At 42.5% G+C, this 21328-nt stretch carries 31 protein-coding genes; 21 read left to right on the forward strand and 10 right to left on the reverse strand.

Annotated elements, in window-relative coordinates; genetic code table 11:
- Positions 1-21: 21 nt before the first annotated feature.
- Together WA256_RS09970 and WA256_RS09975 are read right to left on the reverse strand one after the other, a co-directional pair.
- Positions 22-384, reverse strand: a complete 363-nt coding sequence (locus WA256_RS09970) for a DUF5329 domain-containing protein (RefSeq protein WP_240701518.1) — start codon at positions 382-384, stop codon at positions 22-24.
- Positions 385-392: 8 nt separating this feature from the next.
- Positions 393-1247: an endonuclease/exonuclease/phosphatase family protein gene (locus WA256_RS09975; protein ID WP_063530015.1), complete on the reverse strand. Its 855-nt coding sequence runs from the start codon at positions 1245-1247 to the stop codon at positions 393-395.
- A 175-nt stretch (positions 1248-1422) separates the two neighbouring features.
- On the opposite strand from WA256_RS09975, the gene WA256_RS09980 reads away from it, so the two are divergent.
- Together WA256_RS09980 and WA256_RS09985 are read left to right on the forward strand one after the other, a co-directional pair.
- Positions 1423-1737, forward strand: a complete 315-nt coding sequence (locus tag WA256_RS09980; RefSeq protein WP_054554401.1) for a Bor family protein — start codon at positions 1423-1425, stop codon at positions 1735-1737.
- Positions 1734-2057: a Bor/Iss family lipoprotein gene (locus WA256_RS09985; RefSeq protein ID WP_063530016.1), complete on the forward strand. Its 324-nt coding sequence runs from the start codon at positions 1734-1736 to the stop codon at positions 2055-2057. Before WA256_RS09980 ends, WA256_RS09985 begins: the two co-directional genes overlap by 4 nt.
- Here WA256_RS09985 and WA256_RS09990 read toward each other — a convergent pair whose 3' ends face one another.
- Genes WA256_RS09990 through WA256_RS10005 form a run of 4 tightly spaced genes read right to left on the reverse strand, consistent with a single transcriptional unit; the run spans position 2058 to position 5921 of the window.
- A complete protein-coding gene (locus WA256_RS09990; RefSeq protein WP_335990934.1) occupies positions 2058-3296 on the reverse strand; it encodes an ABC transporter permease in 1239 nt (412 codons plus the stop codon).
- Positions 3289-3996 (reverse strand): ABC transporter ATP-binding protein, encoded by a 708-nt coding sequence (locus WA256_RS09995; protein ID WP_054562823.1) that lies wholly within the window; start codon positions 3994-3996, stop codon positions 3289-3291. The genes WA256_RS09990 and WA256_RS09995 overlap by 8 nt, the downstream gene beginning before the upstream one ends.
- Complete coding sequence (locus WA256_RS10000) at positions 3996-5162, reverse strand: efflux RND transporter periplasmic adaptor subunit (RefSeq protein WP_251604009.1); 1167 nt, start codon at positions 5160-5162, stop codon at positions 3996-3998. Before WA256_RS10000 ends, WA256_RS09995 begins: the two co-directional genes overlap by 1 nt.
- Before the next feature lie 48 nt (positions 5163-5210).
- Positions 5211-5921 carry a YIP1 family protein gene (locus WA256_RS10005; RefSeq protein WP_058586182.1) on the reverse strand — a complete coding sequence of 237 codons (711 nt, stop codon included), beginning with the start codon at positions 5919-5921 and terminating at the stop codon, positions 5211-5213.
- 167 nt (positions 5922-6088) lie between these two features.
- Here WA256_RS10005 and WA256_RS10010 point away from each other — a divergent pair, with 167 nt between their 5' ends.
- Positions 6089-6985 carry an aldo/keto reductase gene (locus WA256_RS10010; protein WP_208855481.1) on the forward strand — a complete coding sequence of 299 codons (897 nt, stop codon included), beginning with the start codon at positions 6089-6091 and terminating at the stop codon, positions 6983-6985.
- Between the two features lie 64 nt (positions 6986-7049).
- Here the strand turns inward: WA256_RS10010 and WA256_RS10015 are convergent, their stop codons facing one another.
- The 4 genes from WA256_RS10015 to WA256_RS10030 form a co-directional block, all read right to left on the reverse strand.
- Complete coding sequence (locus WA256_RS10015; protein ID WP_054554395.1) at positions 7050-7727, reverse strand: TorF family putative porin; 678 nt, start codon at positions 7725-7727, stop codon at positions 7050-7052.
- Positions 7728-8015: 288 nt separating this feature from the next.
- A complete protein-coding gene (locus WA256_RS10020) occupies positions 8016-9182 on the reverse strand; it encodes a hypothetical protein (protein WP_335990942.1) in 1167 nt (388 codons plus the stop codon).
- Positions 9183-9333: 151 nt separating this feature from the next.
- Entirely contained in the window at positions 9334-9534 is a 201-nt protein-coding gene (locus WA256_RS10025) for a helix-turn-helix transcriptional regulator (RefSeq protein ID WP_058586184.1), read from the reverse strand.
- A gap of 8 nt (positions 9535-9542) precedes the next feature.
- Positions 9543-9962: a hypothetical protein gene (locus WA256_RS10030; RefSeq protein WP_304636959.1), complete on the reverse strand. Its 420-nt coding sequence runs from the start codon at positions 9960-9962 to the stop codon at positions 9543-9545.
- Between the two features lie 230 nt (positions 9963-10192).
- On the opposite strand from WA256_RS10030, the gene WA256_RS10035 reads away from it, so the two are divergent.
- The 18 genes from WA256_RS10035 to rplQ all read left to right on the forward strand — a co-directional run bounded on the left by WA256_RS10035 (position 10193) and on the right by rplQ (position 20893).
- Positions 10193-12136: an AsmA family protein gene (locus tag WA256_RS10035; protein ID WP_062564823.1), complete on the forward strand. Its 1944-nt coding sequence runs from the start codon at positions 10193-10195 to the stop codon at positions 12134-12136.
- A 275-nt stretch (positions 12137-12411) separates the two neighbouring features.
- On the forward strand, positions 12412-12780 hold the full coding sequence (gene rplN, locus WA256_RS10040) for a 50S ribosomal protein L14 (protein ID WP_010378257.1): 369 nt from the start codon (positions 12412-12414) through the stop codon (positions 12778-12780).
- A 10-nt stretch (positions 12781-12790) separates the two neighbouring features.
- Entirely contained in the window at positions 12791-13105 is a 315-nt protein-coding gene (gene rplX / locus WA256_RS10045) for a 50S ribosomal protein L24 (RefSeq protein ID WP_054554391.1), read from the forward strand.
- A 16-nt stretch (positions 13106-13121) separates the two neighbouring features.
- Positions 13122-13661, forward strand: a complete 540-nt coding sequence (gene rplE / locus WA256_RS10050) for a 50S ribosomal protein L5 (RefSeq protein ID WP_054554390.1) — start codon at positions 13122-13124, stop codon at positions 13659-13661.
- A gap of 10 nt (positions 13662-13671) precedes the next feature.
- The gene (gene rpsN, locus WA256_RS10055; RefSeq protein WP_054554389.1) at positions 13672-13977 is read left to right on the forward strand and encodes a 30S ribosomal protein S14; all 306 of its coding nucleotides are present in this window, start codon (positions 13672-13674) and stop codon (positions 13975-13977) included.
- A gap of 21 nt (positions 13978-13998) precedes the next feature.
- Positions 13999-14391, forward strand: coding sequence for a 30S ribosomal protein S8 (gene rpsH / locus WA256_RS10060; RefSeq protein ID WP_054554388.1), 393 nt, complete (start codon positions 13999-14001; stop codon positions 14389-14391).
- A gap of 13 nt (positions 14392-14404) precedes the next feature.
- Positions 14405-14938 (forward strand): 50S ribosomal protein L6, encoded by a 534-nt coding sequence (rplF, locus tag WA256_RS10065; RefSeq protein WP_054554387.1) that lies wholly within the window; start codon positions 14405-14407, stop codon positions 14936-14938.
- A 9-nt stretch (positions 14939-14947) separates the two neighbouring features.
- The gene (rplR, locus tag WA256_RS10070) at positions 14948-15298 is read left to right on the forward strand and encodes a 50S ribosomal protein L18 (protein WP_036974021.1); all 351 of its coding nucleotides are present in this window, start codon (positions 14948-14950) and stop codon (positions 15296-15298) included.
- Positions 15299-15307: 9 nt separating this feature from the next.
- A complete protein-coding gene (rpsE, locus tag WA256_RS10075; RefSeq protein WP_036974018.1) occupies positions 15308-15814 on the forward strand; it encodes a 30S ribosomal protein S5 in 507 nt (168 codons plus the stop codon).
- Between the two features lie 3 nt (positions 15815-15817).
- Positions 15818-16000: a 50S ribosomal protein L30 gene (gene rpmD / locus WA256_RS10080; RefSeq protein ID WP_016710201.1), complete on the forward strand. Its 183-nt coding sequence runs from the start codon at positions 15818-15820 to the stop codon at positions 15998-16000.
- Between the two features lie 4 nt (positions 16001-16004).
- Positions 16005-16439 (forward strand): 50S ribosomal protein L15, encoded by a 435-nt coding sequence (gene rplO / locus WA256_RS10085; protein ID WP_054554386.1) that lies wholly within the window; start codon positions 16005-16007, stop codon positions 16437-16439.
- A gap of 10 nt (positions 16440-16449) precedes the next feature.
- Entirely contained in the window at positions 16450-17778 is a 1329-nt protein-coding gene (gene secY / locus WA256_RS10090; RefSeq protein ID WP_036974013.1) for a preprotein translocase subunit SecY, read from the forward strand.
- A gap of 22 nt (positions 17779-17800) precedes the next feature.
- Positions 17801-17914 carry a 50S ribosomal protein L36 gene (rpmJ, locus tag WA256_RS10095; RefSeq protein ID WP_002959476.1) on the forward strand — a complete coding sequence of 38 codons (114 nt, stop codon included), beginning with the start codon at positions 17801-17803 and terminating at the stop codon, positions 17912-17914.
- A 128-nt stretch (positions 17915-18042) separates the two neighbouring features.
- On the forward strand, positions 18043-18399 hold the full coding sequence (rpsM, locus tag WA256_RS10100; protein ID WP_036974011.1) for a 30S ribosomal protein S13: 357 nt from the start codon (positions 18043-18045) through the stop codon (positions 18397-18399).
- 13 nt (positions 18400-18412) lie between these two features.
- On the forward strand, positions 18413-18799 hold the full coding sequence (gene rpsK, locus WA256_RS10105; protein WP_036974009.1) for a 30S ribosomal protein S11: 387 nt from the start codon (positions 18413-18415) through the stop codon (positions 18797-18799).
- 21 nt (positions 18800-18820) lie between these two features.
- A complete protein-coding gene (gene rpsD, locus WA256_RS10110) occupies positions 18821-19441 on the forward strand; it encodes a 30S ribosomal protein S4 (RefSeq protein ID WP_036974007.1) in 621 nt (206 codons plus the stop codon).
- Between the two features lie 24 nt (positions 19442-19465).
- Positions 19466-20452 (forward strand): DNA-directed RNA polymerase subunit alpha, encoded by a 987-nt coding sequence (locus WA256_RS10115; RefSeq protein ID WP_004589198.1) that lies wholly within the window; start codon positions 19466-19468, stop codon positions 20450-20452.
- Between the two features lie 39 nt (positions 20453-20491).
- On the forward strand, positions 20492-20893 hold the full coding sequence (gene rplQ, locus WA256_RS10120; RefSeq protein ID WP_004589197.1) for a 50S ribosomal protein L17: 402 nt from the start codon (positions 20492-20494) through the stop codon (positions 20891-20893).
- Positions 20894-21328 lie beyond the last annotated feature (435 nt).

The raw sequence follows: 21328 nt of genomic DNA on the forward strand, positions 1-21328 counted from the left end.
GCTTCTTGTGTGTTGATGATTTTAATTATGAATATGTTGGTTTCGGCGGTACTCTTTTAATTCATTGCTCAACCAATCTTTTGCATTGAGTAACGACCCATTGCTGAGTCTTACTTTATAGGGCTTACCGCTCCATGAGCTTTTACTCGCTAGGTTTTCGATAAATTTTTCTGCAGTTTTTGCATAGCGGGTCGCTTTTCGATACTTCATAGCAAGGTGTTCGGCAGCATCTTGGCTTGAGTGCTCTGTGCCGTTGCGAATAAATACGGCATCGCTTTTAGCAACAAAATCAATGAGGTGATTTATCTCTTGTTCGGGGGTGGCTGCATCACTGAATTGGCTAATGCTCAATAATATTAACGCGATAAACCAATATCCTCTCATACATAATCTCATAGCGTTTGATGCTCTATCGTCAGGGTTGCAATAATTGGGTTATGATCTGAGCTTGCAAGCTCAGGCACAACGGTTGTTTCTATTTTGACACCACGCACCCACACTTGGTCAAGTGCTAATCCAAATGCTTTGGTGCGCTTATCATCTAAATAGATAGCTTCGTGCAAACCTAGTTGGGTTAATGTTTGCTGTAATAAGGCTTGACGCTCATCACTCCAGGTATTGAGATCACCGGCAAATACGATTGGGCCCTTATGCGTTCGCATAATAGCGGCTGCATCGTCGAGCTGTTGCTTAAAGTCACTTACGCCAATCGTAAAGTTAATGGCATGAAGGTTAATACTCAGTAATAACTGTTGATCTGGCAGCGCATACTCCACAATATTGGTGGCTTTTGGGCTACGTAGCCAAGGCTCTTTATGGGTGAGTGTACAATGCACAGTAGCTGGCCAGCGGCTGAGTGTCATAACCCCTGATTGCACGCCGCCACTCTTATACCCTTTAGCAAAGCGCCAATAGGGTTTGAGCTTTGTAAGTGCAGGTTCTTCGATAGCTTCTTGTAGTAACACAATATCAGCATCGGCATTTAGCTTTTGCAAATCTGTGAGTAAGCCATCTATTTGTGCTTTGTAGATATTCCAACTCAATAACTTGAACTGATAGGGCAAAATATAATGTTCAGCATAAGTTTGCATGCGGCTTTGCGCTAATTGCTGTTGGCAATTTGCAAGGTTCACAGCGGTTTTGGTTATACCTTGTTGCTCATCAGAGCTAGGATCGCTTGAAAAGCTATACCAAGACAGCACACTCAAACACACAAGTAATAAAAATATACGCAGATATGCCGTCATAATGACCTTTAGTTACTTTTCTCAAGAGTTAGTCGTCGATAGCCCCAGTTTAGTTCAAAGGCTAAATGTTAGAAACTGTAGTATTTCCTACAATTTCTATACGCTTTCTTACCCAAAATGAGTACTCATATTCTTATACTTACTGAGCTTAACAACTCAGACAAAGGAACTACTCATGAAACAAATGGCCTGTATGCTGCTTGCCTTATCGGTGACAGCGTGTTCATCAGTCACCATAGTGCCAGAAAAAACAACCAATAAATTAGCCACTAAAGCTGATTACCAAGATAGCCGCCCATTCTTTTTGTGGGGCCTCGTTGGTGAAGAACGCGTTGATGTAAAGGCTATTTGCCAAGATAAAAAAGTTGCCCAAATGCAATCGCAACAAACATTCGCTGATGGCGCATTAGGACTCGTTACACTCGGAATTTATGCTCCTCACACAGTAAAAGTATGGTGTGAGCAACAAGCACAGGAGCAACAACTATGAAAAGCCTACTAGTAACAACAGTGTTAGTAGCAACCTTAAGTGGTTGCACAAATATCTACTTTGATAATGGCAGTGCTGCACAAGCCAATAAAGCGCCTGCAACAGAGCAATGGCATCATAACTTTGCCGCAGCGCTTTACGAAGGTTCAAAGCCTGTCGACCTATCTGAGGAGTGCCCTGATTCCGAATGGCAAACTGTTCACACTTATAAGTCGTTCACCAATGGTCTAGCTGAAGCTGCAGTAAACCAAGTTGGGCCTATTTGGTACCCGAAAACAGTTGAAATAAGCTGCGCTCAAGTACCTTATAAGCCAGACTAGTTATTCATAACGCAGTGCATCAATTGGGTTTAAGCGTGCCGCTTTAATAGCGGGCGCTAAGCCAAACACAATACCAATCAATGAAGTAAAGCCAAATGACAGCATAATCGCCCAACCCGGTATGTAGGCATCTGGCATGCTCGGCACTAACACTGATATTAGTGCCGCAGCACCATACCCTATCGCTAAACCAATTAAGCCTCCAAAAAGTGATAGCACCACCGCTTCAACTAAAAATTGCAGCATAATAAAGCCAGGTGTTGCCCCTAATGCTTTCAAGGTGCCGATCACACGCGTACGCTCTGTTACCGAAACCAGCATGATATTCATCACTCCGATACCACCAACTACCAGGCTGATACCCACTATCCCCGCGGTAATTGCGGTAGCACTACCAGTAAACTTATCGATATTAGCACGGGCTTTTTCGGCGGTTTCAAACTCAAAGTCGTCATCTTCGCCGTCTTTTAGTTTATGTAATTGGCGTAAGATGCGGCGAATTTTAGCCAGTACTTGCACTTCGTTAGCATCGTCTTTTAAACGAAACATCATTTGCACATTAGTATCAACACTGCCGCCCTCTAACGCACTCATGGTACTTATCGGAATATTAATGTAATCGTCTTGGTCAAATCCCAATAAGCTACCTTGTTTTTCAGCAACGCCAATAATGCGAAACCACTCACCACCGAGTTTGATATATTCACCTACAGGGTTTTCAGGTAGGTTAAGCTTTTCGATAATTGAAGGTCCAATAAACGCTACTCGACGACGTTTTTCATCATCTTCTGCGTGAATAAACCGCCCGAGTTCTGGGTAGGTGCGATAAGCTTTTTGGTAGTCTTGCTCGGTGCCCATTACCCGTGAAGCATGACTTTTATTGCCATACTCTGCTGCACCAGAAAAGCGCCAAGTAAACATTAGCGCAGTAAAGGTTTCGGCTTCTTTTACGCGTGCTTTTAGAGTTAAAAAGTCGCTGTAGGTTAACTTTGCTTGTTGACCTACCATTTCTTTTTCTACGCTAGTGTAAGGTTTTATATTGGTGACATCGGGAGACATATCAGCAAGCTGATCATTAATTTGCTTGGTAAACCCTTGCATCACTGCCACCACGGTAACAACCGCTGCAACACCAATAATAATGCCTAAGCAGGTAAGGGCACTGCGCATCGCATTGGCTTTAATTGCCATCAGTGCGGCTTTTGTACCTTCCATTACAGCGATAGCAGATTTAAACATGTTGTCTTGTTCCTTCGCCTTTACGGGTATCACTAACAACCTTGCCATCAACTAAGCGAATAACACGTTGGCAGTGATCAGCAATATCTTGTTCATGAGTAACCAAAATGATGGTGTGCCCTTCGTTATGAAGCTCATCAAACAACGCCATGATCTCAGTGGTGGTTTTACTATCTAGGTTACCGGTAGGCTCATCACCAAGTAGAATGTGGGGCTTAGTAACGAGTGCGCGAGCTATAGCGACACGTTGCCGTTGGCCACCAGAAAGCTGGCTTGAAAGGTGGTTTACCTTATCGCCAAGACCAACCCGTTGTAATGATTCGAGCGCTTGTTGCTTTCGCTCTTTGGCAGAAATAAATCGATACACCAAAGGCTGCATAACATTTTCAAGAGCGGATGCTCGTGGTAATAAATTGAAACTTTGAAAAATAAAGCCAACACTTTCATTACGCTGATGAGCAAGCTCCGTTTCGGTCATGCGCTTTACTAGCTTATCTTTTAAATAGTAGTCACCACTGGTGGGAGTATCTAAGCAGCCAAGCAAGTTCATCAGGGTTGATTTACCTGAGCCAGAAGGGCCAATGATGGCAACATACTCATTTTGTGCAATTTCAATATTAATATCATCAAGGGCTTTGAAAACTTGTTCGCCCATTTTGTATTGTTTATTGATATTACTGAGTTTGATCACCGCAGACATTAGTTAGCACCTTTTTCAGGGCTGTTTTTAACGGCTACCGTATCACCCTCTTTTAGTGAGCTAAGTGGTCTAGCAGGGCCGATAACAATACGATCTCCTTTAACAACACCGCTGGTTAGTGCTTGTTCGATATCTGAAGAAATACCTACCGTTACCGCTGTTTTAGTTACTGTATTATCTGCATTAAGCTTCCAGACAAAGTAGCTATCATCCTCTTTTTGAATAGCTTCAATAGGCAGTTTTAAGCCATTTTCGGCAATGCTTGTGGCGATTTCTGCGCGGCAGCTCATTCCGGCATAAAGCTGGCGGTCAGTGGCATCAAGCAGTACTTTGACTTTAAATGATAAGCCCTGAGAACCGGCTTGATTTTTTGCTGATGTGCCAATGTTTATTACTTTGCCAGTGAAAGGTTGATTTGGGTAAGCGGCGGCATAGATATCTGCATGTTGGTCTAATTTGATACCGGCAATATCGGTCTCATCCACTCGAAGCTCGGCTAATATTGCGCTGGGGTCTGCTACTAACATCAGGTCTGAGCCAATAATGTTAGTTGTTCCGGCAATAACAGTTTCACCTTCTTTAATATTGACCGAAGCAAGTAGGCCACTCATTGGAGCGCGAAACACGCTTTTATTTAAACGGTCTTCAGCAATCAATAACGATGCTTGGGCTTGGTTGTAAGCTTCACGTTTTGCTTCAATATCTATTTTTGCTAGATCGCGGGCATTTTGTAGGTTTTCATACACTTCTTGGCCAGCAAGGCCAACTTCATAAAGCTCTTTTTGGCGGCTTAATTGGCGCTCAATATTTTTTAATCGGGTTTCGCTATGTTTAATATCGATTTCGGTTGCGCGAAGCACGGCCTTGTTGCGTGCAACTTCAGATTCAAACGCAGTCGTATCTAGGCGCATTAAAATATCGCCCTCAGTGACACTTTCACCTTCCTCTACAAACACTTTCGCTACACGGCCTGTCACTTCTGAGCGCAGTTGCACTTGGGTGTTAAAGACTAGGTTGCCAGAGGCTAAAATTGAATCGGCAATATTGCCTTGTTCAACTTCTGCAATATGCATTTCTGGTGCATCTTTATTGCCTGTGACTTGTTTTGAAATCAGTAAAGCGACAAATGCCGTAACAGCGAGGCCAATAATAATGGCTTTTTTCATGTTACTTCCTTGGTAGTTAAGAGCGGCATATTGCCGCTCAAAGCAGAATTAAACGAGAGCGATTACAGTCCAAATACCGTAAATAACAATACTTGGTAGAGCTGCAAACAGTAGCGCTTTATTGAAAGTGAAATTAGTCCAGCTCTTTAAACCGATAGCTGCGATGAAAATACCCCAAATAGAAAAGATATTGAGACTTTCAAGTAAGGTGTAAAATGGGTGGCCAATTTCTAAACCAATTAAAAGTTGGTTAATCGAAGCATAGTTAAATAACGTCTGTGAGATTTGGTCGGTACTCGCAGTTAATACTAAGATGAGTAAACCAAGACTTGAGATAATCATTGGCATCATGGTCCACACACCAAAGCCATACCACGCACCATAACCGTAGTTAGCTTCTGGATCTTGCTTAGATACAAATAGGTAGTAGCCTGCCATTAGAGCATTAATAACAGCCAAACCAATGATGCCACCAAATATAGCAAACCATACTTGCATATCTATGGTTTGCTCCATGCTTTGGCGAATCATTTTTTGTTCTGCAATGGTGGCATCAACACTGGCCGCTGCCACTTGTTGATCGATTAAAAACTGCGGGTCAGCTTTATTGTAAAAAGCAAACATGCTGGCAGCGAGGATGCCGGCAAGTAAAATAAAGGCAACAAAAGACCAACCTTTTGCTTCTTTTAAGCCATTAAAGGCTTTGCTCGGGCTGATAAAAATATCAACCAATGCGGTCATGACATTTGATGATTTCATTTTTTATTCCTTGTTTTATAACATTTGTTTTTAGGTACTAAAATATCCTGTTTAGTAACAAATTAGCAATTTGTTTTGTAACTGTATGTTAACAGCTGTGATTAGTAAATCTGTGATATGGTTTAAGGATTAATTTGAGTCGAATTTATTAGGAATAGTAGGTCGTTATGGTGAATAGCAAAGGTCGTTGTATTGATGAGTTGGTATTAGGATTCTGGCGCTTGTTAGATTGGCAGGTAACGCCACAGCAATGCTTAAGTTTTTTAGAAAATGCAATTGAAATGGGTGTGTCACATACCGATCACGCTGACATCTACGGTGAGTACGGTTGTGAAGCCGAATTTGGTAAAGCGCTTAAACTAAAACCAAGTATTCGTGATGAAATCAAAATAATCACTAAATGCGGTATTAAGCCTGCGTTTGCAAGCCTAGGGTTACAAGGCAAAGCAAATCATTATGATTCAAGTGCCGCGCATATAATTGCCTCAGCACAGCAGTCACTTAAAAACTTTAACACCGATCGTTTAGATGTATTACTTATCCATCGCCCTGATTACTTGATGAACGCCGATGAAATGGCACAAGCATTTAATACCCTAAAAGCAAATGGTGACGTGATTGATTTTGGTGTATCTAATTTCACCCCATCGCAACTTAGCTTGTTGCAGTCGCGTTTAGACTTTGAGCTTGTAACTAATCAAATTGAGTTTTCACCTTACGAGATGAAAGCCCTTGATGATGGCAGCTTAGACCAATGCCAATTGCTCGATATCAAACCTATGCTTTGGTCACCATTAGCTGGGGGTCGTATATTCTCAAGTGATGATGAAAAAGCGGTGCGTTTACGTACAGTGTTGGAGCAGGTTGGTGCTGAAATTGGCGCCACAGCCATTGATCAAGTTGTTTATGCTTGGCTGTTAATGCACCCAAGTGCACCGTCTGTGGTACTTGGTACGGGTAATATTGAGCGTGTTAAATCAGCTGTTGAAGCTAAGCAGCTTACTATGAACCGTGAACAATGGTATCGTATTTGGCAAGGCTCAACCGGTCATAGTGTGCCTTAATACATAGCCCAAAACGAGAAAAGGGCCTTAACGGCCCTTCGTGTTGCAGCAAGTAACACATTCTTTATAAAGTGAAGTCAACCGCGTAAGCGACGTACACTTTTACATCTGAACCATCAATGTCGTTGTCTGAAAGACCGAAAGTAAAGCCGTCTTTCGACACTGAAACACCGTAGTCGATGATGTCATCATCACCAATGAAATCCCCTGAGTAATGACCTAAGTGAAGGGCCATTTCTGCACCGGTACTGCCAACTGGGAAGCTATAGTCAGCATTTAAATATAGAGAGTCACCAAAATCTGTACCGTCACCGCTTGCTGCTGATGTTGCTAGGACTGCTGCACCAAAGGTGAAGCTACCCATGCTAATGCTACCGTAGATTTCTGAGAAGTCTGCATCTGTATAAGACGCTGCATCTGGGTATGCATAATAAATGTAGCCAACATCGTAGCTAAAGGTTTCATTGATTTCACCGCCAAAACCAGCATAAAGGTCTAGCTCGTAAGTCATGTCGTCAGCCCAGCTAGCATTCGATACCCAAGTACCCGCATAAAAGCCAGATTCACTTGCGTAGTCGATACCACCTTGGATTGCAGCATCACCACCGCCTTGCTCTTGACCACGCCATAAGTAGTTTGAAGTTGCCGCAGCGTTTGCTGTGACTTCTGCGTAGCTATATGTTGAGCTCAAGGTTAATAGCGCAAGGGCGCTTGCTGCGACCGTTTTTTTTAGTTTTAGCATGTTTCTGTATCCTGTTGTTATGTTGATTTTGTCCCATTTTCAGATTGCAGTCTGGTTATTATTTGAGGACATTTTCTATGTGTTGTCTGGATACGATATTGCACTGGTTGTGCCAAGTTAATTTTGAGCGGGATATTTTATGCTTAAAGTCTTTAAAAACAGGCTTTTAAACTTATTTAATTGTGAAAAGGATGGTTATTTGAATTGTTCATGCGCACATGTGTGGTGCAAAAAATAACCCGGTTGCACAATTGCGAAGCAACCGGGTTTTGCTTATTTGAGAGTAACTTAGCCGAAAATTGCACGCATTAGAGTAATGGTTTCTTCAACACTGCGGCCTTTTTCAACTTCACTGATGATTGAATCGCGCTTAGCTTTGATATGTTCAGGGATATCATCACTTGCTAATGCTCGGTCCACCAGTATCTCTGCTGATTCTTTGCCACGGCGTACGGTCTTTTTACCTGCTGAGCTTGTGGTACTCTTAGGTTTGTTTAACAACTTAATATAGTTAGAGTTATCTGCGGTACTTTTATCTGCATAATAAAAGAAGCAAGGCAATAGGGCTTTGATTTCAACCAGAGATTGTTCAAGCTCATTTGCTGCACTGGCCATTTTGAACCAAGGCATGCTATGAATGGCTTCAACAACATCTTGCCAGTAGCGCTCAAAATCACGGTTATTAAGCTTAGTAATGCCTAATGCCGCACAAAGGGCATCAAGTTTACTATTTACGATTGGTGTAAACACGTCAGGTCGGCGCATCGCAAGCAAGCGAGTAGCAGGAGCAAGCGTTGGCTTTTCATCGCTGCCATTAAATGCCATGAAGTAAGCAACCATAAAATGCTGATAATGTTCTTGCGTTACTTCACCATCAAGTGGAATGTGTACAAGCGCCTCATCGAATGCACCTGGTAAATCACTCAACATTTGGTGGAAACCTTTTGCGTTCTTAGTAGAAGCAAACCATTCAACGTCGAAGTTATAGCTACTTGGATCAAGCGAGGCACTGTGTTTACCTGAAAACGCTAAACGGTCTTCTGGGATCATCTCTTTTAGGGATTGCGATTTAATTGCAGCAATGTAATTAGCTAAGCGTAGTTGCTCATCAAGGGCTACAAGCTCTTTATGCTGCTCGATGAAGCCTGCAATAACAGGCCATGGCGCAACCCTTAGTGTTTTTAACTGCAAAAAACTGATTGCAGAAATTAATAAGTCATGAAGTTTTTTAAGAGTGGGTAATTGCTTATCTTCTAACAGATCGTAGTTAATGCGATCACGGCTTGCACTTAATAGCTCATAGCACCAACCTAAAAAGTCTTCAGGGTGGTTTTCTACTTTAACTGCCATAAGGTTTAAGCTGATATCAGAGGCTTGCTTGAGGATATTTTGATAAATTTGACTTTCTTGCTCGCCAAGCGCCATTTTTGACGGTGAAATAAGCAGTTTCTTCATGCTTAATCGATACTCCAGTTTTGACCAAATTGGGTTGTTTAATTTTAGTACACAGGGTGCAAAAACAACAGGGTCGTGCATCATACCGAAGTAATAAAATGATGCAATCTTACTGATAATTTATAAGTAAGATTGCGACTAACGTGGTTAATTAATCATTGTCATCGAGTGTAAATAATTGCTCAACACTGAGTTCAAAGTGAGCAGCAATTTTTAACGCGATAATCACTGAGGGTATAAAGCGGCCTGTTTCAACTGTGCTAATGGTTTTACGTGATACTGCAATGGCATCAGCAAGTTCTTGCTGCGATAACCCCTTTTCTTTGCGGAATTTAGCGATACTATTTTGCACTTTTATACCTAGTCTCTACTTTGCCAAAGAATTGATACGCCATATATCAAACACATCAAAGCAAGGTAAAATGTGGCCATCATGCTATGAGATACATTTAAAGCAAGTTCATCAGAGAATAAAAAAATAGCCCCCATGCTAAAAAGCAATCCAAGCACTACATGTTTATAAGCGATGGTATCAATCGTATTTAAAAACTCATCCTTATACGTAAGGCGATAACCAAGTTTCCATGTAAATCCCCCTCTAATCACAAACATAAAGAAAGAGCCTAAAAATGCGGTACCGCCAATAAACAGTAACGGTGCTGATGTTTGCTTGAGCATTGGGTAAACACTAATAATTAATAACGTGACTCCCATGAATATAGAAAACCATGCGTTATGACTCATAAACTTTTCTTCCGTTTTGATATCTTGCATAGACATAATCGTTTCCTTTTATTTTAAACTCAAATGTAACCTACAGGTATCAATATAACCCTAGGGTATCATTTGGTCAAGAACTTTTTGTAACCTGTAGGTATCAAAAAGTTTCAGCGCTGATTCATATTCTTGTACCTAAGCTTGTTTACAAACCTTTTTGTGTGTTCGGCAATGCAATTACGCCTAACTCCCGCTATGATAAGAACATTGTTTGCCCATTTTTAAGGATGATTATGAAAACCTTACTGAAAATCGTTGGTGTCATCTTCGTATTACTGATTGCATTGGTAGTCGCTGCACCATTCCTAATACCTACAGACGCGATATTTAATAAAGTATCGGAGCAAGTAGAACAAACCACAGGTCGTAGTCTGACTATTAATGGCGATAAAAAGCTGTCGGTATTTCCATCATTAAAACTCGAATTGAATGATGTGCACTTTGCCAATATGCAAACAGGCTCGCAAAAAGATATGGCAAGCATGCAGCAACTTGCTATCCGTATCCCGTGGATGTCGTTATTTGGCGGTGAGTTTAAGCTTGATAAATTTGTGATTAACGAACCAACGATTTTGTTAGAAACCGATAAAAATGGTAAAGCAAACTGGCAACTATTTGATGCGGTTGCTGAGCAACCACAGACAGAGCAGCAAAAGAGTTCTGGCGCTGTTAACTTACCAGATAACTTTGATATCGAACTTGGTGAAGTGGCAATCTACGGTGGTACTTTCACTTATCTAGATGGTAAAACCGGAGCAAAGCAACAGATAAGCGATTTAGAGTTAGCCATCTTACTACCTTCTCTTCGCAAGACCTTAGAATTAAAAGGCGGTATTACCTATATGGGTGAGCGCTTTGATTTAGATGTCACGCTAGATACACCTGTTAAAGCGATTGAAGGCGAAACCTTTAATGTAAGCACTGAGGTTGATTCACGCTTAGTCGATTTGAATTTTAAAGGTGCAATTGCAGAAATGGGTAATGACGTGCAAGGGCTTCTTTCTGTCAGTGGTGACTCTGTTAAAAACATTGCGAGCTGGCAAGGTGTTGAGCTTAATGCAAAAGAAAATGCGTTTAATGCCTTTAATGTAAAGGGTTCAATGCACCTAAAAGGACAACAGTTTAAGCTTACTGAGCTACTTGCCACACTAGATGAGCTGCAAATTAAAGGTAAAAGCGATATTAAGCTTGGTGATCGCTTAGCTGTGAATGCCGATATTGATTTAGGCATGCTTGATTTAAACCCTTACCTACCAGAGGGCGTAGCTAAAGAAGAACAAGCAGAGCCTGCAGCAGATGCGCCAGCACAACCAATTGTTTGGGATGATACTGCAATTGATATGAGCGGCTTAAATGCACTTGATGCAAATGTAGTCGTGCGTTCAAGTGGCTTACAAGCAAATGATATTACCCTTGGTGAAAACCAGTTAACGGTGAACCTAAAAAATGCAGTGGCTAAAATCAGTCTAGATAAGTTTGTTGCTTATGAGGGCAATGGTAAAGGTGTGATAACCGTTAACGCCAAGCAAACACCTTATAAAATTAGTACTAACTTTTCTTTAGATAAAATTGATGCACAGCCATTACTAACTGATGCGGCTGGTTTCGATAAGTTAATGGGTAAAGGTTCTCTAAACTGGGATCTAACGACCACAGGTCAAAGCCAAAAGAGCTTTATCAATGCTTTAAATGGTAAGTTAGGCTTTGAGTTTGCTGATGGTGCGGTAAAAGGTGCCAATATTGCAGAGATGGTTCGTAAAGCAAAAGAGCTTATCAAAGGTAACTTAAGCGCAGTATCAGAAGGTTTAGATACTGGCTTTGATAACTCACAGCAAACAGACTTCTCAGCATTGCAGGGCAGTTTTGTATTCACTAACGGTGTTGGTGAAAATAAAGACTTGTCACTACTTAGCCCGCTTATTCGCATTACAGGCTCAGGTAAAGTTGATTTACCTATGACGAATGTAGACTATCGCTTGGTAACGGGGATTGTTGATTCAATCGAAGGGCAAGGCACGACCGATGATAGTACAGGCTTTAAAATTCCACTGCGTATCAAAGGCCCATTCCATGATGTTGGTTATAGCTTAGATGTCAGTGATGCGGCTAAAGAAGAAGTCAAAGAAAAAGCTAAAGATAAAATCAAAGACAAATTAAAAGGTCTATTTGGTAATTAATAAAAATTTAATTAAAGTCAAAAACAGGGCGCATTTGCGCCCTGTTTGTTTTATAATCAATAACAAACCAGCAAGCTGCTGTAATTCCTCAATGCAGGCATTACGATTAATTCCAAATTAATTAAAAAATAACCTACCACTTCCTTGCCATTGCTGCTACAATTGCCCGCCCTTAAGAGACAACTTGCTTGTTTTTTGAGTGGAATTTAACCGAAATGTCTTGATTTTAAACAAAATTAAGGCGTGTTGTAATTTCTACACCGGAGGTCATTAACATGATCCAAATGCAAACTCAGCTGGACGTTGCTGATAACAGCGGCGCTCGCAAAGTGCAGTGTATTAAAGTCCTTGGCGGTTCGCACCGTCGCTATGCAGCGGTTGGCGATATCATCAAAGTTTCTGTAAAAGAAGCTATTCCTCGCGGTAAAGTGAAGAAAGGTGATGTTAAAAACGCGGTAGTTGTGCGTACTAAAAAAGGCGTTCGTCGTCCGGACGGTTCTTTGATCCGTTTCGATAGCAATGCGGCTGTTATCTTAAACGATAACTTACAGCCAATTGGTACTCGTATCTTCGGCCCTGTGACTCGTGAACTTCGTACTGAAAAGTTCATGAAAATCGTTTCACTAGCACCAGAAGTACTATAAGGAGTCTATCATGGCAGCAAAAATCCGTCGTGATGACGAAGTAATCGTACTAGCAGGCAAAGACAAAGGTAAGCGCGGTAAAGTGCTTTCAGTTGTTGCTGAATCTGGTCGAGTATTTGTCGAAGGCATCAACTTAATCAAGAAGCACCAAAAGCCTGTTCCTCAGTTGAACCAAGCTGGCGGTATTGTTGAGAAAGAAGCGTCTATCGACGTATCAAACGTTGCGATCTACAACTCGGAAACGGGTAAAGCAGATCGTGTAGGTTTCAAGATTGAAGATGGTAAGAAATTACGTATCTTTAAATCTACTGGTAAAACTATCTAATAGTTGGAGTAGAATGATGGCGAAACTGCATGAAGTATATAAAGACAAAGTAGTTGCTGAGCTTCAAGAGAAGTTTGGTTTCAGCTCTGTCATGCAAGTCCCTCAGATCGAAAAGATCACATTAAACATGGGTGTGGGCGAAGCTCTAGCTGACAAGAAGATCCTAGATAACGCTGTTGCGGATCTAGAAGCAATCTCTGGTCAGAAACCTCTAATCACTAAAGCACGCAAATCAGTTGCTGGCTTCAAAGTGCGTGAAGGTTACCCAATTGGTTGTAAAGTAACCCTACGTGGCGAGCGTATGTGGGACTTTTTTGAGCGTTTGGTTTCAATCGCTATCCCGCGTATCCGTGACTTCCGTGGTGTAAGTGCTAAGTCTTTTGATGGACGTGGTAACTACAGCATGGGCGTACGTGAGCAAATCATCTTCCCAGAAATCGATTATGATAAAGTAGACCGTGTTCGCGGTATGGATATCACAATCACTACTTCTGCGAAAACAGATGATGAAGGCCGTGCGTTGTTAGAAGCGTTTAACTTCCCATTCAAGAAATAAGGGTAGGGTTATGGCAAAGAATTCTATGAAAGCGCGCGAAGCAAAGCGTGCGAAATTAGTTGCTCAGTTCGCTGAAAAGCGTGCGGCACTAAAAGCTATCATCAGTGATGTTAATACATCTGACGATGATCGTTGGGACGCGGTATTAAAGCTACAAGCTTTACCACGTGATTCTAGCTCTTCACGTCAACGTAATCGTTGTAACGTTACGGGCCGCCCACATGGTTACCTTCGCAAATTCGGCATGAGCCGTATCAAAGTTCGCGAAGCAGCTATGCGCGGTGAAATTCCTGGCCTTAAAAAGGCTAGCTGGTAATAGTATCACGGGAGTAAGACTATGAGCTTGCAAGATCCTATTGCGGATTTGTTTACACGTATCCGTAACGGTCAGTCAGCGAAGAAAGTATCAGTAACGATGCCAACTTCAAAACTGAAAGTAGCAGTAGCTAAAGTATTAAAAGATGAAGGTTATATCGCAGATTACGCTGTAAGCGGTGAAGCGAAGCCTGAGCTTTCTATCGATTTAAAATATTTCGAAGGCAAAGCTGTTATTGAAAATATCCAGCGTGTTAGCCGCCCTGGTCTACGTATCTATAAGAAACGTGACGAATTACCAAAGGTAATGGGTGGTCTTGGTATCGCTATCGTATCAACTTCTAAAGGCCTAATGACAGACCGCGCAGCACGTAGTGCCGGCGTTGGTGGTGAGATCATTGGCTTTGTAGCTTAATCGGAGGGGAACTATGTCTCGCATAGCAAAGGCACCAATCAATGTTCCTGCCGGTGTAGAAGTTACATTAAAAGGCCAGGACATCACAGTTAAAGGCAAAAACGGTGAATTAACTCGTACTATCAACGACGCTGTTGAAGTACAAGTTAACGACAACGTTATTACAACTTTACCTCGTGAAGGCGTAGCTAATGCATGGGCACAAGCAGGTACTGCTCGCGCTCTAATCAACAACATGGTTGTTGGTACGCATGAAGGTTACGAGAAGAAACTTCAGTTAGTAGGTGTTGGTTACCGTGCAGCAGCTAAGGGCAAAGTATTAGACTTAACTCTTGGTTTCTCACACCCAGTGAATTTCGAAGTACCAGAAGGTATTACGATTGAAACACCAAGCCAAACAGAAGTTCTAGTTAAGGGCGTAGACAAGCAGTTAGTTGGTCAAACAGCTGCTAACATCCGTGCATACCGTAAACCTGAGCCTTATAAAGGTAAAGGTGTTCGTTACGCGGACGAGAATGTACGCCGTAAAGAGGCTAAGAAGAAGTAAGGTAAGACGATGGATAAAAAAACAGCTCGTCTACGTCGTGCTAAGCGCACTCGTAGAAATTATATTGAACAAGGCACAACGCGTCTTGTTATCCACCGCACGCCACGTCACATTTACGCTCAAGTAGTTACTGCTGAGGGTACTGTACTGGCTGCTGCTTCTACTGTTGAAAAAGCAATTAGCGAAACAGTTAAAGGCACAGGTAACGTTGCAGCTGCTCAAGCAGTTGGTAAAGCGGTTGCTGAACGTGCAGCTGACAAAGGCATCGAAAAGATTGCTTTTGATCGCAGTGGCTTTAAATATCACGGCCGTGTGAAGGCGCTTGCTGATGCAGCGCGTGAAGCCGGTCTGCAATTCTAGGAGTAGACAATGGCTAACGTAGAAGCAAAGCAACAACAGCCTGATTTGGCTGAAAAGCTAATCGCGGTAAACCGTGTGTCTAAAGTGGTTAAAGGTGGTCGTATCTTTAGCTTCACTGCACTAACAGTAGTTGGTGACGGCGCAGGTAAAGTAGGTTTTGGTTATGGTAAAGCACGTGAAGTTCCAGCTGCTATTCAAAAAGCAATGGAAAAAGCACGTCGCAACATGATCAGTGTAGACCTTAACGGTAACACGCTACAGCACCCAATCAAGGGTCGCCACGCGGGTTCTAAAGTATACATGCAGCCTGCTTCTGAAGGTACAGGTATCATCGCCGGTGGTGCGATGCGTGCAGTACTAGAAGTAACTGGTGTACAGAACGTATTGTCAAAAGCATACGGTTCAACTAACCCGATCAACATCGTTCGTGCAACGATTGCTGCTCTAGAGAACATGAACTCTCCAGAGTCAATCGCTGCTAAACGTGGTCTTAGCGTTGACGAAATCACGGGGTAAACCATGGCTAATAAAACTGTAAAAGTAACACAAGTAAAGAGCTCTATCGGTCGTTTACCGAAGCATAAAGCTACATTACGCGGTCTTGGTCTACGTCGTATCAATCACACTGTTGAGTTAGAAGACACAGCATGTGTGCGTGGTATGATTAACCAAGTTTCTTACATGGTAAAGGTTGAGGGTTAATTCGATGCATTTGAATACACTTTCACCTGCTGCTGGTGCAAAAACTGAAAAGAAACGTCTAGGTCGTGGTATTGGTTCTGGTCTTGGTAAGACTGGTGGCCGTGGTCATAAAGGCCAAAAATCACGTTCTGGCGGTAAAGTACGCGTTGGTTTCGAAGGCGGTCAAATGCCTATGCAACGTCGTCTACCTAAATTTGGTTTCACTTCACGTAAATCATTAGTATCTACTGAAGTTAACCTTTTTGAAATCGCTAAAGTTGAAGGCGATGTAGTAGACGTAAACGCGTTACAAGCAGCTGGTCTAGTTAAAAAGAACATCCAGTTCGTTAAAGTAGTTAAATCTGGCGAAGTTTCACGCGCAGTTACCGTTAAAGGTCTTAAAGTGACTAAAGGTGCTCGCGAAGCTATCGAAGCTGCCGGAGGCAAGGTAGAAGACTAAGGAAGTACTAATGGCTAAACCAGGTCAAGATATGAAAAGTGCACAAAGTGGGCTTTCGGAATTGAAGCGTCGATTACTATTTGTATTAGGTGCTATCATTATTTACCGTCTAGGTTCATTCGTGCCGATCCCTGGGATTGACGCCGCTGTACTTGCCGATTTCTTCGAGCAACAAAAGGGCACCATTGTTGAAATGTTTAACATGTTCAGCGGTGGTGCGCTTGAGCGAGCTTCAGTGTTAGCACTGGGTATTATGCCGTACATCTCGGCTTCGATTATTACGCAACTATTAACGCATATGTACCCGCCGTTTATAGAGCTTAAGAAAGAAGGTGAGCAAGGGCGTAAGAAAATTAGCCAGTACACACGCTACGGCACGCTTGTGCTTGCTACAATCCAATCAATCGGTATTGCTACTAGCTTACCGGGCATGATGGACGGGTTAGTTGTTAACCCTGGTATCGGTTTCTACTTCACTGCTGTAGTGAGTTTAGTAACTGGTACTATGTTCCTAATGTGGTTGGGCGAACAAATTACAGAACGTGGTATCGGTAACGGTATCTCAGTTCTGATTTTTGTTGGTATCGTAGCTAACCTGCCGTCTGCTATTGGTTCGACAGCCGAAATGGCGCGCCAAGGTGATCTGAATGTACTTGTACTGTTATTGATTGCTGTAATCGTATTCGCTGTTACTTACCTAGTTGTATTCTTTGAACGTGGTCAACGTCGTATCGTTGTTAACTATGCAAAGCGTCAACAAGGTCGTCAGGTATTTGCTGCTCAAAGCACGCACTTACCACTGAAAGTAAACATGGCGGGTGTTATTCCACCAATCTTTGCTAGCAGTATAATTCTGTTCCCTGGTACAATTGCAAGCTGGTTCGGCCAGGGTGAAGGTCCGGTCGCTGATGTGCTACAAGCAATCGCTACAACGTTGACTCCAGGTCAACCTTTATATGCGATGGTTTTAGCTGCGGCTATTATCTTCTTCTGCTTTTTCTACACCGCGTTGGTATTTAACCCGCGTGAAACAGCAGATAACCTGAAAAAATCTGGCGCATTTATCCCAGGTATTCGTCCAGGTGAGCAGACATCTAAATACATTGATAAAGTGATGACACGCCTGACATTGGCAGGTGCTTTGTATATAACCTTTATCTGTCTGGTGCCCGAATTCATGACTATGGCATGGCAAACGCCATTCTATTTCGGCGGTACATCAATTTTGATTATCGTTGTTGTAATCATGGACTTTATGGCACAAGTACAGACGCATCTGATGTCACATCAGTATGATTCTGTGCTGAAAAAAGCAAACCTTAAAGGCTACGGTCGATAAGGTCATTTTACGGAGTTGAGCAATGAAAGTACGTGCTTCCGTTAAGAAAATATGCCGTAACTGTAAAGTTATTAAACGTGCTGGTGTAGTACGCGTAATTTGCAGTGAGCCTAAGCACAAGCAAAGGCAAGGCTAATTAAACAGTCGTGCAGGCTGAGTTATTTACTCGGCCTGTGTTTTTAGTTGTGATTTGGTCTTCGTTTGAGTATCCTTACGGGCTTTTCAAACAGATGATTACCAAATTCAAATATAGGAGATGTGTTAGTGGCCCGTATCGCTGGCATTAACGTCCCTGATCATAAACACGCAGTTATCGGTTTAACTGCTATTTATGGCATAGGTAAGACTCGCTCTAAGGCTATCTTAGCAGCGACTGGTATCGCCGAGACCACAAAAATCGGTGAACTTTCAGACGAAACACTTGACGTATTGCGTGAAGCAGTTGGCAAGTACACTGTAGAAGGTGACCTTCGTCGTGAAGTTACATTAAATATCAAGCGCCTTATGGACCTTGGTTGTTTCCGTGGCCTACGTCACCGTCGTTCGTTACCACTACGTGGTCAACGTACTAAGACTAACGCGCGTACTCGTAAGGGTCCTCGCAAGCCTATCAAGAAATAAGGTGGGGTAGATTATGGCTAAAGCACCAATTCGTCGTAAGAAGGTTAAAAAGCAAGTTGCTGATGGTATGGCTCACGTTCATGCTTCTTTCAACAACACTATTGTAACAATTACCGACCGTCAAGGTAATGCACTATCTTGGGCAACAGCAGGTGGTTCAGGTTTCCGTGGTTCACGTAAATCTACTCCATTCGCGGCTCAGGTTGCTGCAGAGCGTGCAGGTACTGCTGCTCAAGAATACGGTTTAAAAAATCTAGAAGTTTTCATCAAAGGTCCAGGTCCAGGTCGTGAATCTGCTGTACGTGCTTTGAATGCTGCTGGTTACCGTATCACCAACATCACTGACGTGACGCCAATCCCTCATAATGGTTGTCGTCCACCGAAGAAACGTCGCGTTTAACAATAGGTTAGGAGAAATAACATGGCAAGATATTTGGGCCCTAAGCTCAAGCTGAGTCGTCGTGAAGGTACTGACCTGTTCCTTAAGAGCGGCGTAAGAGCTATCGACTCTAAGTGTAAACTTGAGACTGCACCTGGTCAGCACGGCGCTCGTAAAGGTCGCTTATCTGATTACGGTTTACAGCTACGTGAAAAGCAAAAAGTACGTCGTATCTACGGTGTATTAGAAAAGCAATTCCGTAACTACTACAAAGAAGCTGCTCGCCTTAAAGGTAATACAGGTGAAAACTTGTTACAGCTTTTAGAGCAACGTTTAGACAATGTTGTATATCGCATGGGTTTTGCTAGCACACGCGCTGAAGCACGTCAGTTAGTAAGCCACAAAGCGATTTTAGTTAATGGTCGTGTAGTGAACATCCCTTCATACGTAATTACTCCAGAAGATACTGTTGTAATTCGTGAGAAGTCAAAAACACAAGCACGTATCATCGCTGCTCTAGAGTTGGCTGAGCAACGTGAAAAGCCGACTTGGGTTGAAGTTGACGGTAAGAAAATGGAAGGTAGCTTCAAGCGCCTACCTGAGCGTTCAGATCTGTCTGCGGACATTAACGAACAACTAATCGTCGAACTTTACTCTAAGTAAAGTTAAGAGTTAAGAGAGGATAAAATGCAGGGTTCTGTTACCGAATTCCTAAAACCAAGGTTAGTCGATATCGACGCTATCAACCCAACGCGTTCTAAAGTAGTTTTAGAACCATTAGAGCGTGGCTTTGGTCACACTTTGGGTAATGCCTTACGCCGTATACTGTTATCATCTATGCCTGGATGTGCAGTAACTGAAGTAGAAATCGACGGTGTATTGCATGAGTACAGCGCGAAAGAGGGCGTACAAGAAGACATCATTGAAATTCTGTTAAACCTTAAAGGTCTAGCAGTAACTTTAGAAGGCAAAGATGAAGTTTTTCTGACCCTGACTAAATCTGGTGTAGGCCCTGTGACTGCGGCTGATATTCAGCACGATGGTGATGTAACAATTGCCAACCCAGATCACGTTATCTGTCACCTTACGACAGATAGCAGCGAGATCAGCATGCGTATTCGTGTTGAGCGCGGTCGCGGTTATGTGCCGGCATCTAGTCGTTTATCCTCTGATGACGATGAGCGTCCAATTGGTCGTCTGCTGCTTGATGCATCATTCAGCCCAGTTGAACGTATTGCGTACTCGGTTGAATCAGCCCGTGTTGAGCAACGTACAGACTTAGACAAGTTAATCATTGATATGGAAACAAACGGCACTTTAGATCCTGAAGAAGCGATCCGCCGTGCGTCTACTATCTTAGCTGAGCAATTAGATGCATTCGTAGATTTACGTGATGTAACTGAGCCAGAAGAGAAAGAAGAGAAGCCAGAATTCGATCCTATTCTGCTTCGTCCAGTTGATGATCTTGAGCTAACAGTACGTTCAGCAAACTGTTTGAAAGCCGAGCAAATTCAATATATCGGTGATTTAGTTCAGCGCACTGAAGTTGAGCTTCTTAAAACGCCTAACTTAGGTAAGAAGTCTCTAACTGAAATTAAAGACGTGCTAGCTTCACGTGGTCTTTCTCTAGGTATGCGCCTAGAAAATTGGCCGCCTGCAAGCCTAGCTGAATAATCTAAATCACTATATTAGTTTAGTTAGAAGGATAGGGTCATGCGCCATCGTAAGAGTGGTCGTCAATTAAACCGTAACAGCAGCCATCGCAAAGCGATGTTCAGCAACATGGCTGGTTCTTTGGTGAAACATGAAATCATCAAAACAACTTTGCCTAAAGCTAAAGAGTTGCGCCGTGTAATTGAACCTTTAATCACACTGGCTAAGACTGACAGTGTAGCAAACCGCCGTTTAGCGTTTGCTCGCACGCGTGATAATGAAGTAGTTGGTAAATTATTCAGCGAAATCGGTCCACGTAATACAGACCGTCCTGGTGGTTACACTCGTATTCTTAAGTGTGGCTTCCGTGCTGGTGATAATGCACCAATGGCTTATATTGAACTAGTTGGTCGCCCAGCGACAAACGAAGAAGTTCAAGAAGACGCGCAGTCTGCAGAGTAAGTCGTAAAGACACCAAAAAGCCGAGCTTATGCTCGGCTTTTTACTTTCTAAAATTCACTACTAAACTTCACTACTAATAAAACAGCTCTATCAACCCCAAACATTACCATACAATCTTGAATCACCTAGCACCTAGCACCTAGCAATTAAGATCACATATAAAGATCAATTCGCGTTCCTTAATAGTTAAATCACCTTCTTTACAACTTAAAAACAAGCTCATTTATAAAATACACTGCCTAAATAGCCATAATACGAGTAATTTAGTGCTATTTTCACCCGTTTCGTTCGTATTTTGCGCGAACAGTCATTTTTTTCATAAAAACTTCAAAAAACAGTTGATCTCAATTCGGATCTCCCTATAATGCGCATCCACCGACACGGCGGACTGCTTACAAAAAAGCAAAACGACGAGTTGGTTGAGTCAAGTAAGAC

Source organism: Pseudoalteromonas sp. CH_XMU1449-3 (assembly GCF_037027245.1).
In the GTDB taxonomy this organism is placed as follows: domain Bacteria; phylum Pseudomonadota; class Gammaproteobacteria; order Enterobacterales; family Alteromonadaceae; genus Pseudoalteromonas; species Pseudoalteromonas shioyasakiensis.

Excerpts from the sequence above, each read along its gene's own strand:
- WA256_RS10000 (WP_251604009.1), bottom strand. The coding sequence starts at position 5,162 with ATGAAAAAAGCCATTATTATTGGCCTCGCTGTTACGGCATTTGTCGCT.
- WA256_RS10015 (WP_054554395.1), bottom strand. The coding sequence starts at position 7,727 with ATGCTAAAACTAAAAAAAACGGTCGCAGCAAGCGCCCTTGCGCTATTA.
- rpsK (WP_036974009.1), top strand. The coding sequence starts at position 18,413 with ATGGCTAAAGCACCAATTCGTCGTAAGAAGGTTAAAAAGCAAGTTGCT.
- rplN (WP_010378257.1), top strand. The coding sequence starts at position 12,412 with ATGATCCAAATGCAAACTCAGCTGGACGTTGCTGATAACAGCGGCGCT.
- WA256_RS09975 (WP_063530015.1), bottom strand. The coding sequence starts at position 1,247 with ATGACGGCATATCTGCGTATATTTTTATTACTTGTGTGTTTGAGTGTG.
- rplX (WP_054554391.1), top strand. The coding sequence starts at position 12,791 with ATGGCAGCAAAAATCCGTCGTGATGACGAAGTAATCGTACTAGCAGGC.
- rpmD (WP_016710201.1), top strand. The coding sequence starts at position 15,818 with ATGGCTAATAAAACTGTAAAAGTAACACAAGTAAAGAGCTCTATCGGT.
- secY (WP_036974013.1), top strand. The coding sequence starts at position 16,450 with ATGGCTAAACCAGGTCAAGATATGAAAAGTGCACAAAGTGGGCTTTCG.
- rpsD (WP_036974007.1), top strand. The coding sequence starts at position 18,821 with ATGGCAAGATATTTGGGCCCTAAGCTCAAGCTGAGTCGTCGTGAAGGT.
- WA256_RS09980 (WP_054554401.1), top strand. The coding sequence starts at position 1,423 with ATGAAACAAATGGCCTGTATGCTGCTTGCCTTATCGGTGACAGCGTGT.
- WA256_RS09985 (WP_063530016.1), top strand. The coding sequence starts at position 1,734 with ATGAAAAGCCTACTAGTAACAACAGTGTTAGTAGCAACCTTAAGTGGT.
- rpsE (WP_036974018.1), top strand. The coding sequence starts at position 15,308 with ATGGCTAACGTAGAAGCAAAGCAACAACAGCCTGATTTGGCTGAAAAG.
- rplQ (WP_004589197.1), top strand. The coding sequence starts at position 20,492 with ATGCGCCATCGTAAGAGTGGTCGTCAATTAAACCGTAACAGCAGCCAT.
- WA256_RS10115 (WP_004589198.1), top strand. The coding sequence starts at position 19,466 with ATGCAGGGTTCTGTTACCGAATTCCTAAAACCAAGGTTAGTCGATATC.
- WA256_RS10035 (WP_062564823.1), top strand. The coding sequence starts at position 10,193 with ATGAAAACCTTACTGAAAATCGTTGGTGTCATCTTCGTATTACTGATT.
- WA256_RS09995 (WP_054562823.1), bottom strand. The coding sequence starts at position 3,996 with ATGTCTGCGGTGATCAAACTCAGTAATATCAATAAACAATACAAAATG.
- rplR (WP_036974021.1), top strand. The coding sequence starts at position 14,948 with ATGGATAAAAAAACAGCTCGTCTACGTCGTGCTAAGCGCACTCGTAGA.
- WA256_RS09970 (WP_240701518.1), bottom strand. The coding sequence starts at position 384 with ATGAGAGGATATTGGTTTATCGCGTTAATATTATTGAGCATTAGCCAA.
- rplF (WP_054554387.1), top strand. The coding sequence starts at position 14,405 with ATGTCTCGCATAGCAAAGGCACCAATCAATGTTCCTGCCGGTGTAGAA.
- rpmJ (WP_002959476.1), top strand. The coding sequence starts at position 17,801 with ATGAAAGTACGTGCTTCCGTTAAGAAAATATGCCGTAACTGTAAAGTT.
- WA256_RS10030 (WP_304636959.1), bottom strand. The coding sequence starts at position 9,962 with ATGTCTATGCAAGATATCAAAACGGAAGAAAAGTTTATGAGTCATAAC.
- WA256_RS10005 (WP_058586182.1), bottom strand. The coding sequence starts at position 5,921 with ATGAAATCATCAAATGTCATGACCGCATTGGTTGATATTTTTATCAGC.
- WA256_RS09990 (WP_335990934.1), bottom strand. The coding sequence starts at position 3,296 with ATGTTTAAATCTGCTATCGCTGTAATGGAAGGTACAAAAGCCGCACTG.
- rplE (WP_054554390.1), top strand. The coding sequence starts at position 13,122 with ATGGCGAAACTGCATGAAGTATATAAAGACAAAGTAGTTGCTGAGCTT.
- WA256_RS10010 (WP_208855481.1), top strand. The coding sequence starts at position 6,089 with ATGGTGAATAGCAAAGGTCGTTGTATTGATGAGTTGGTATTAGGATTC.
- rpsN (WP_054554389.1), top strand. The coding sequence starts at position 13,672 with ATGGCAAAGAATTCTATGAAAGCGCGCGAAGCAAAGCGTGCGAAATTA.
- rpsH (WP_054554388.1), top strand. The coding sequence starts at position 13,999 with ATGAGCTTGCAAGATCCTATTGCGGATTTGTTTACACGTATCCGTAAC.
- rplO (WP_054554386.1), top strand. The coding sequence starts at position 16,005 with ATGCATTTGAATACACTTTCACCTGCTGCTGGTGCAAAAACTGAAAAG.
- WA256_RS10020 (WP_335990942.1), bottom strand. The coding sequence starts at position 9,182 with ATGAAGAAACTGCTTATTTCACCGTCAAAAATGGCGCTTGGCGAGCAA.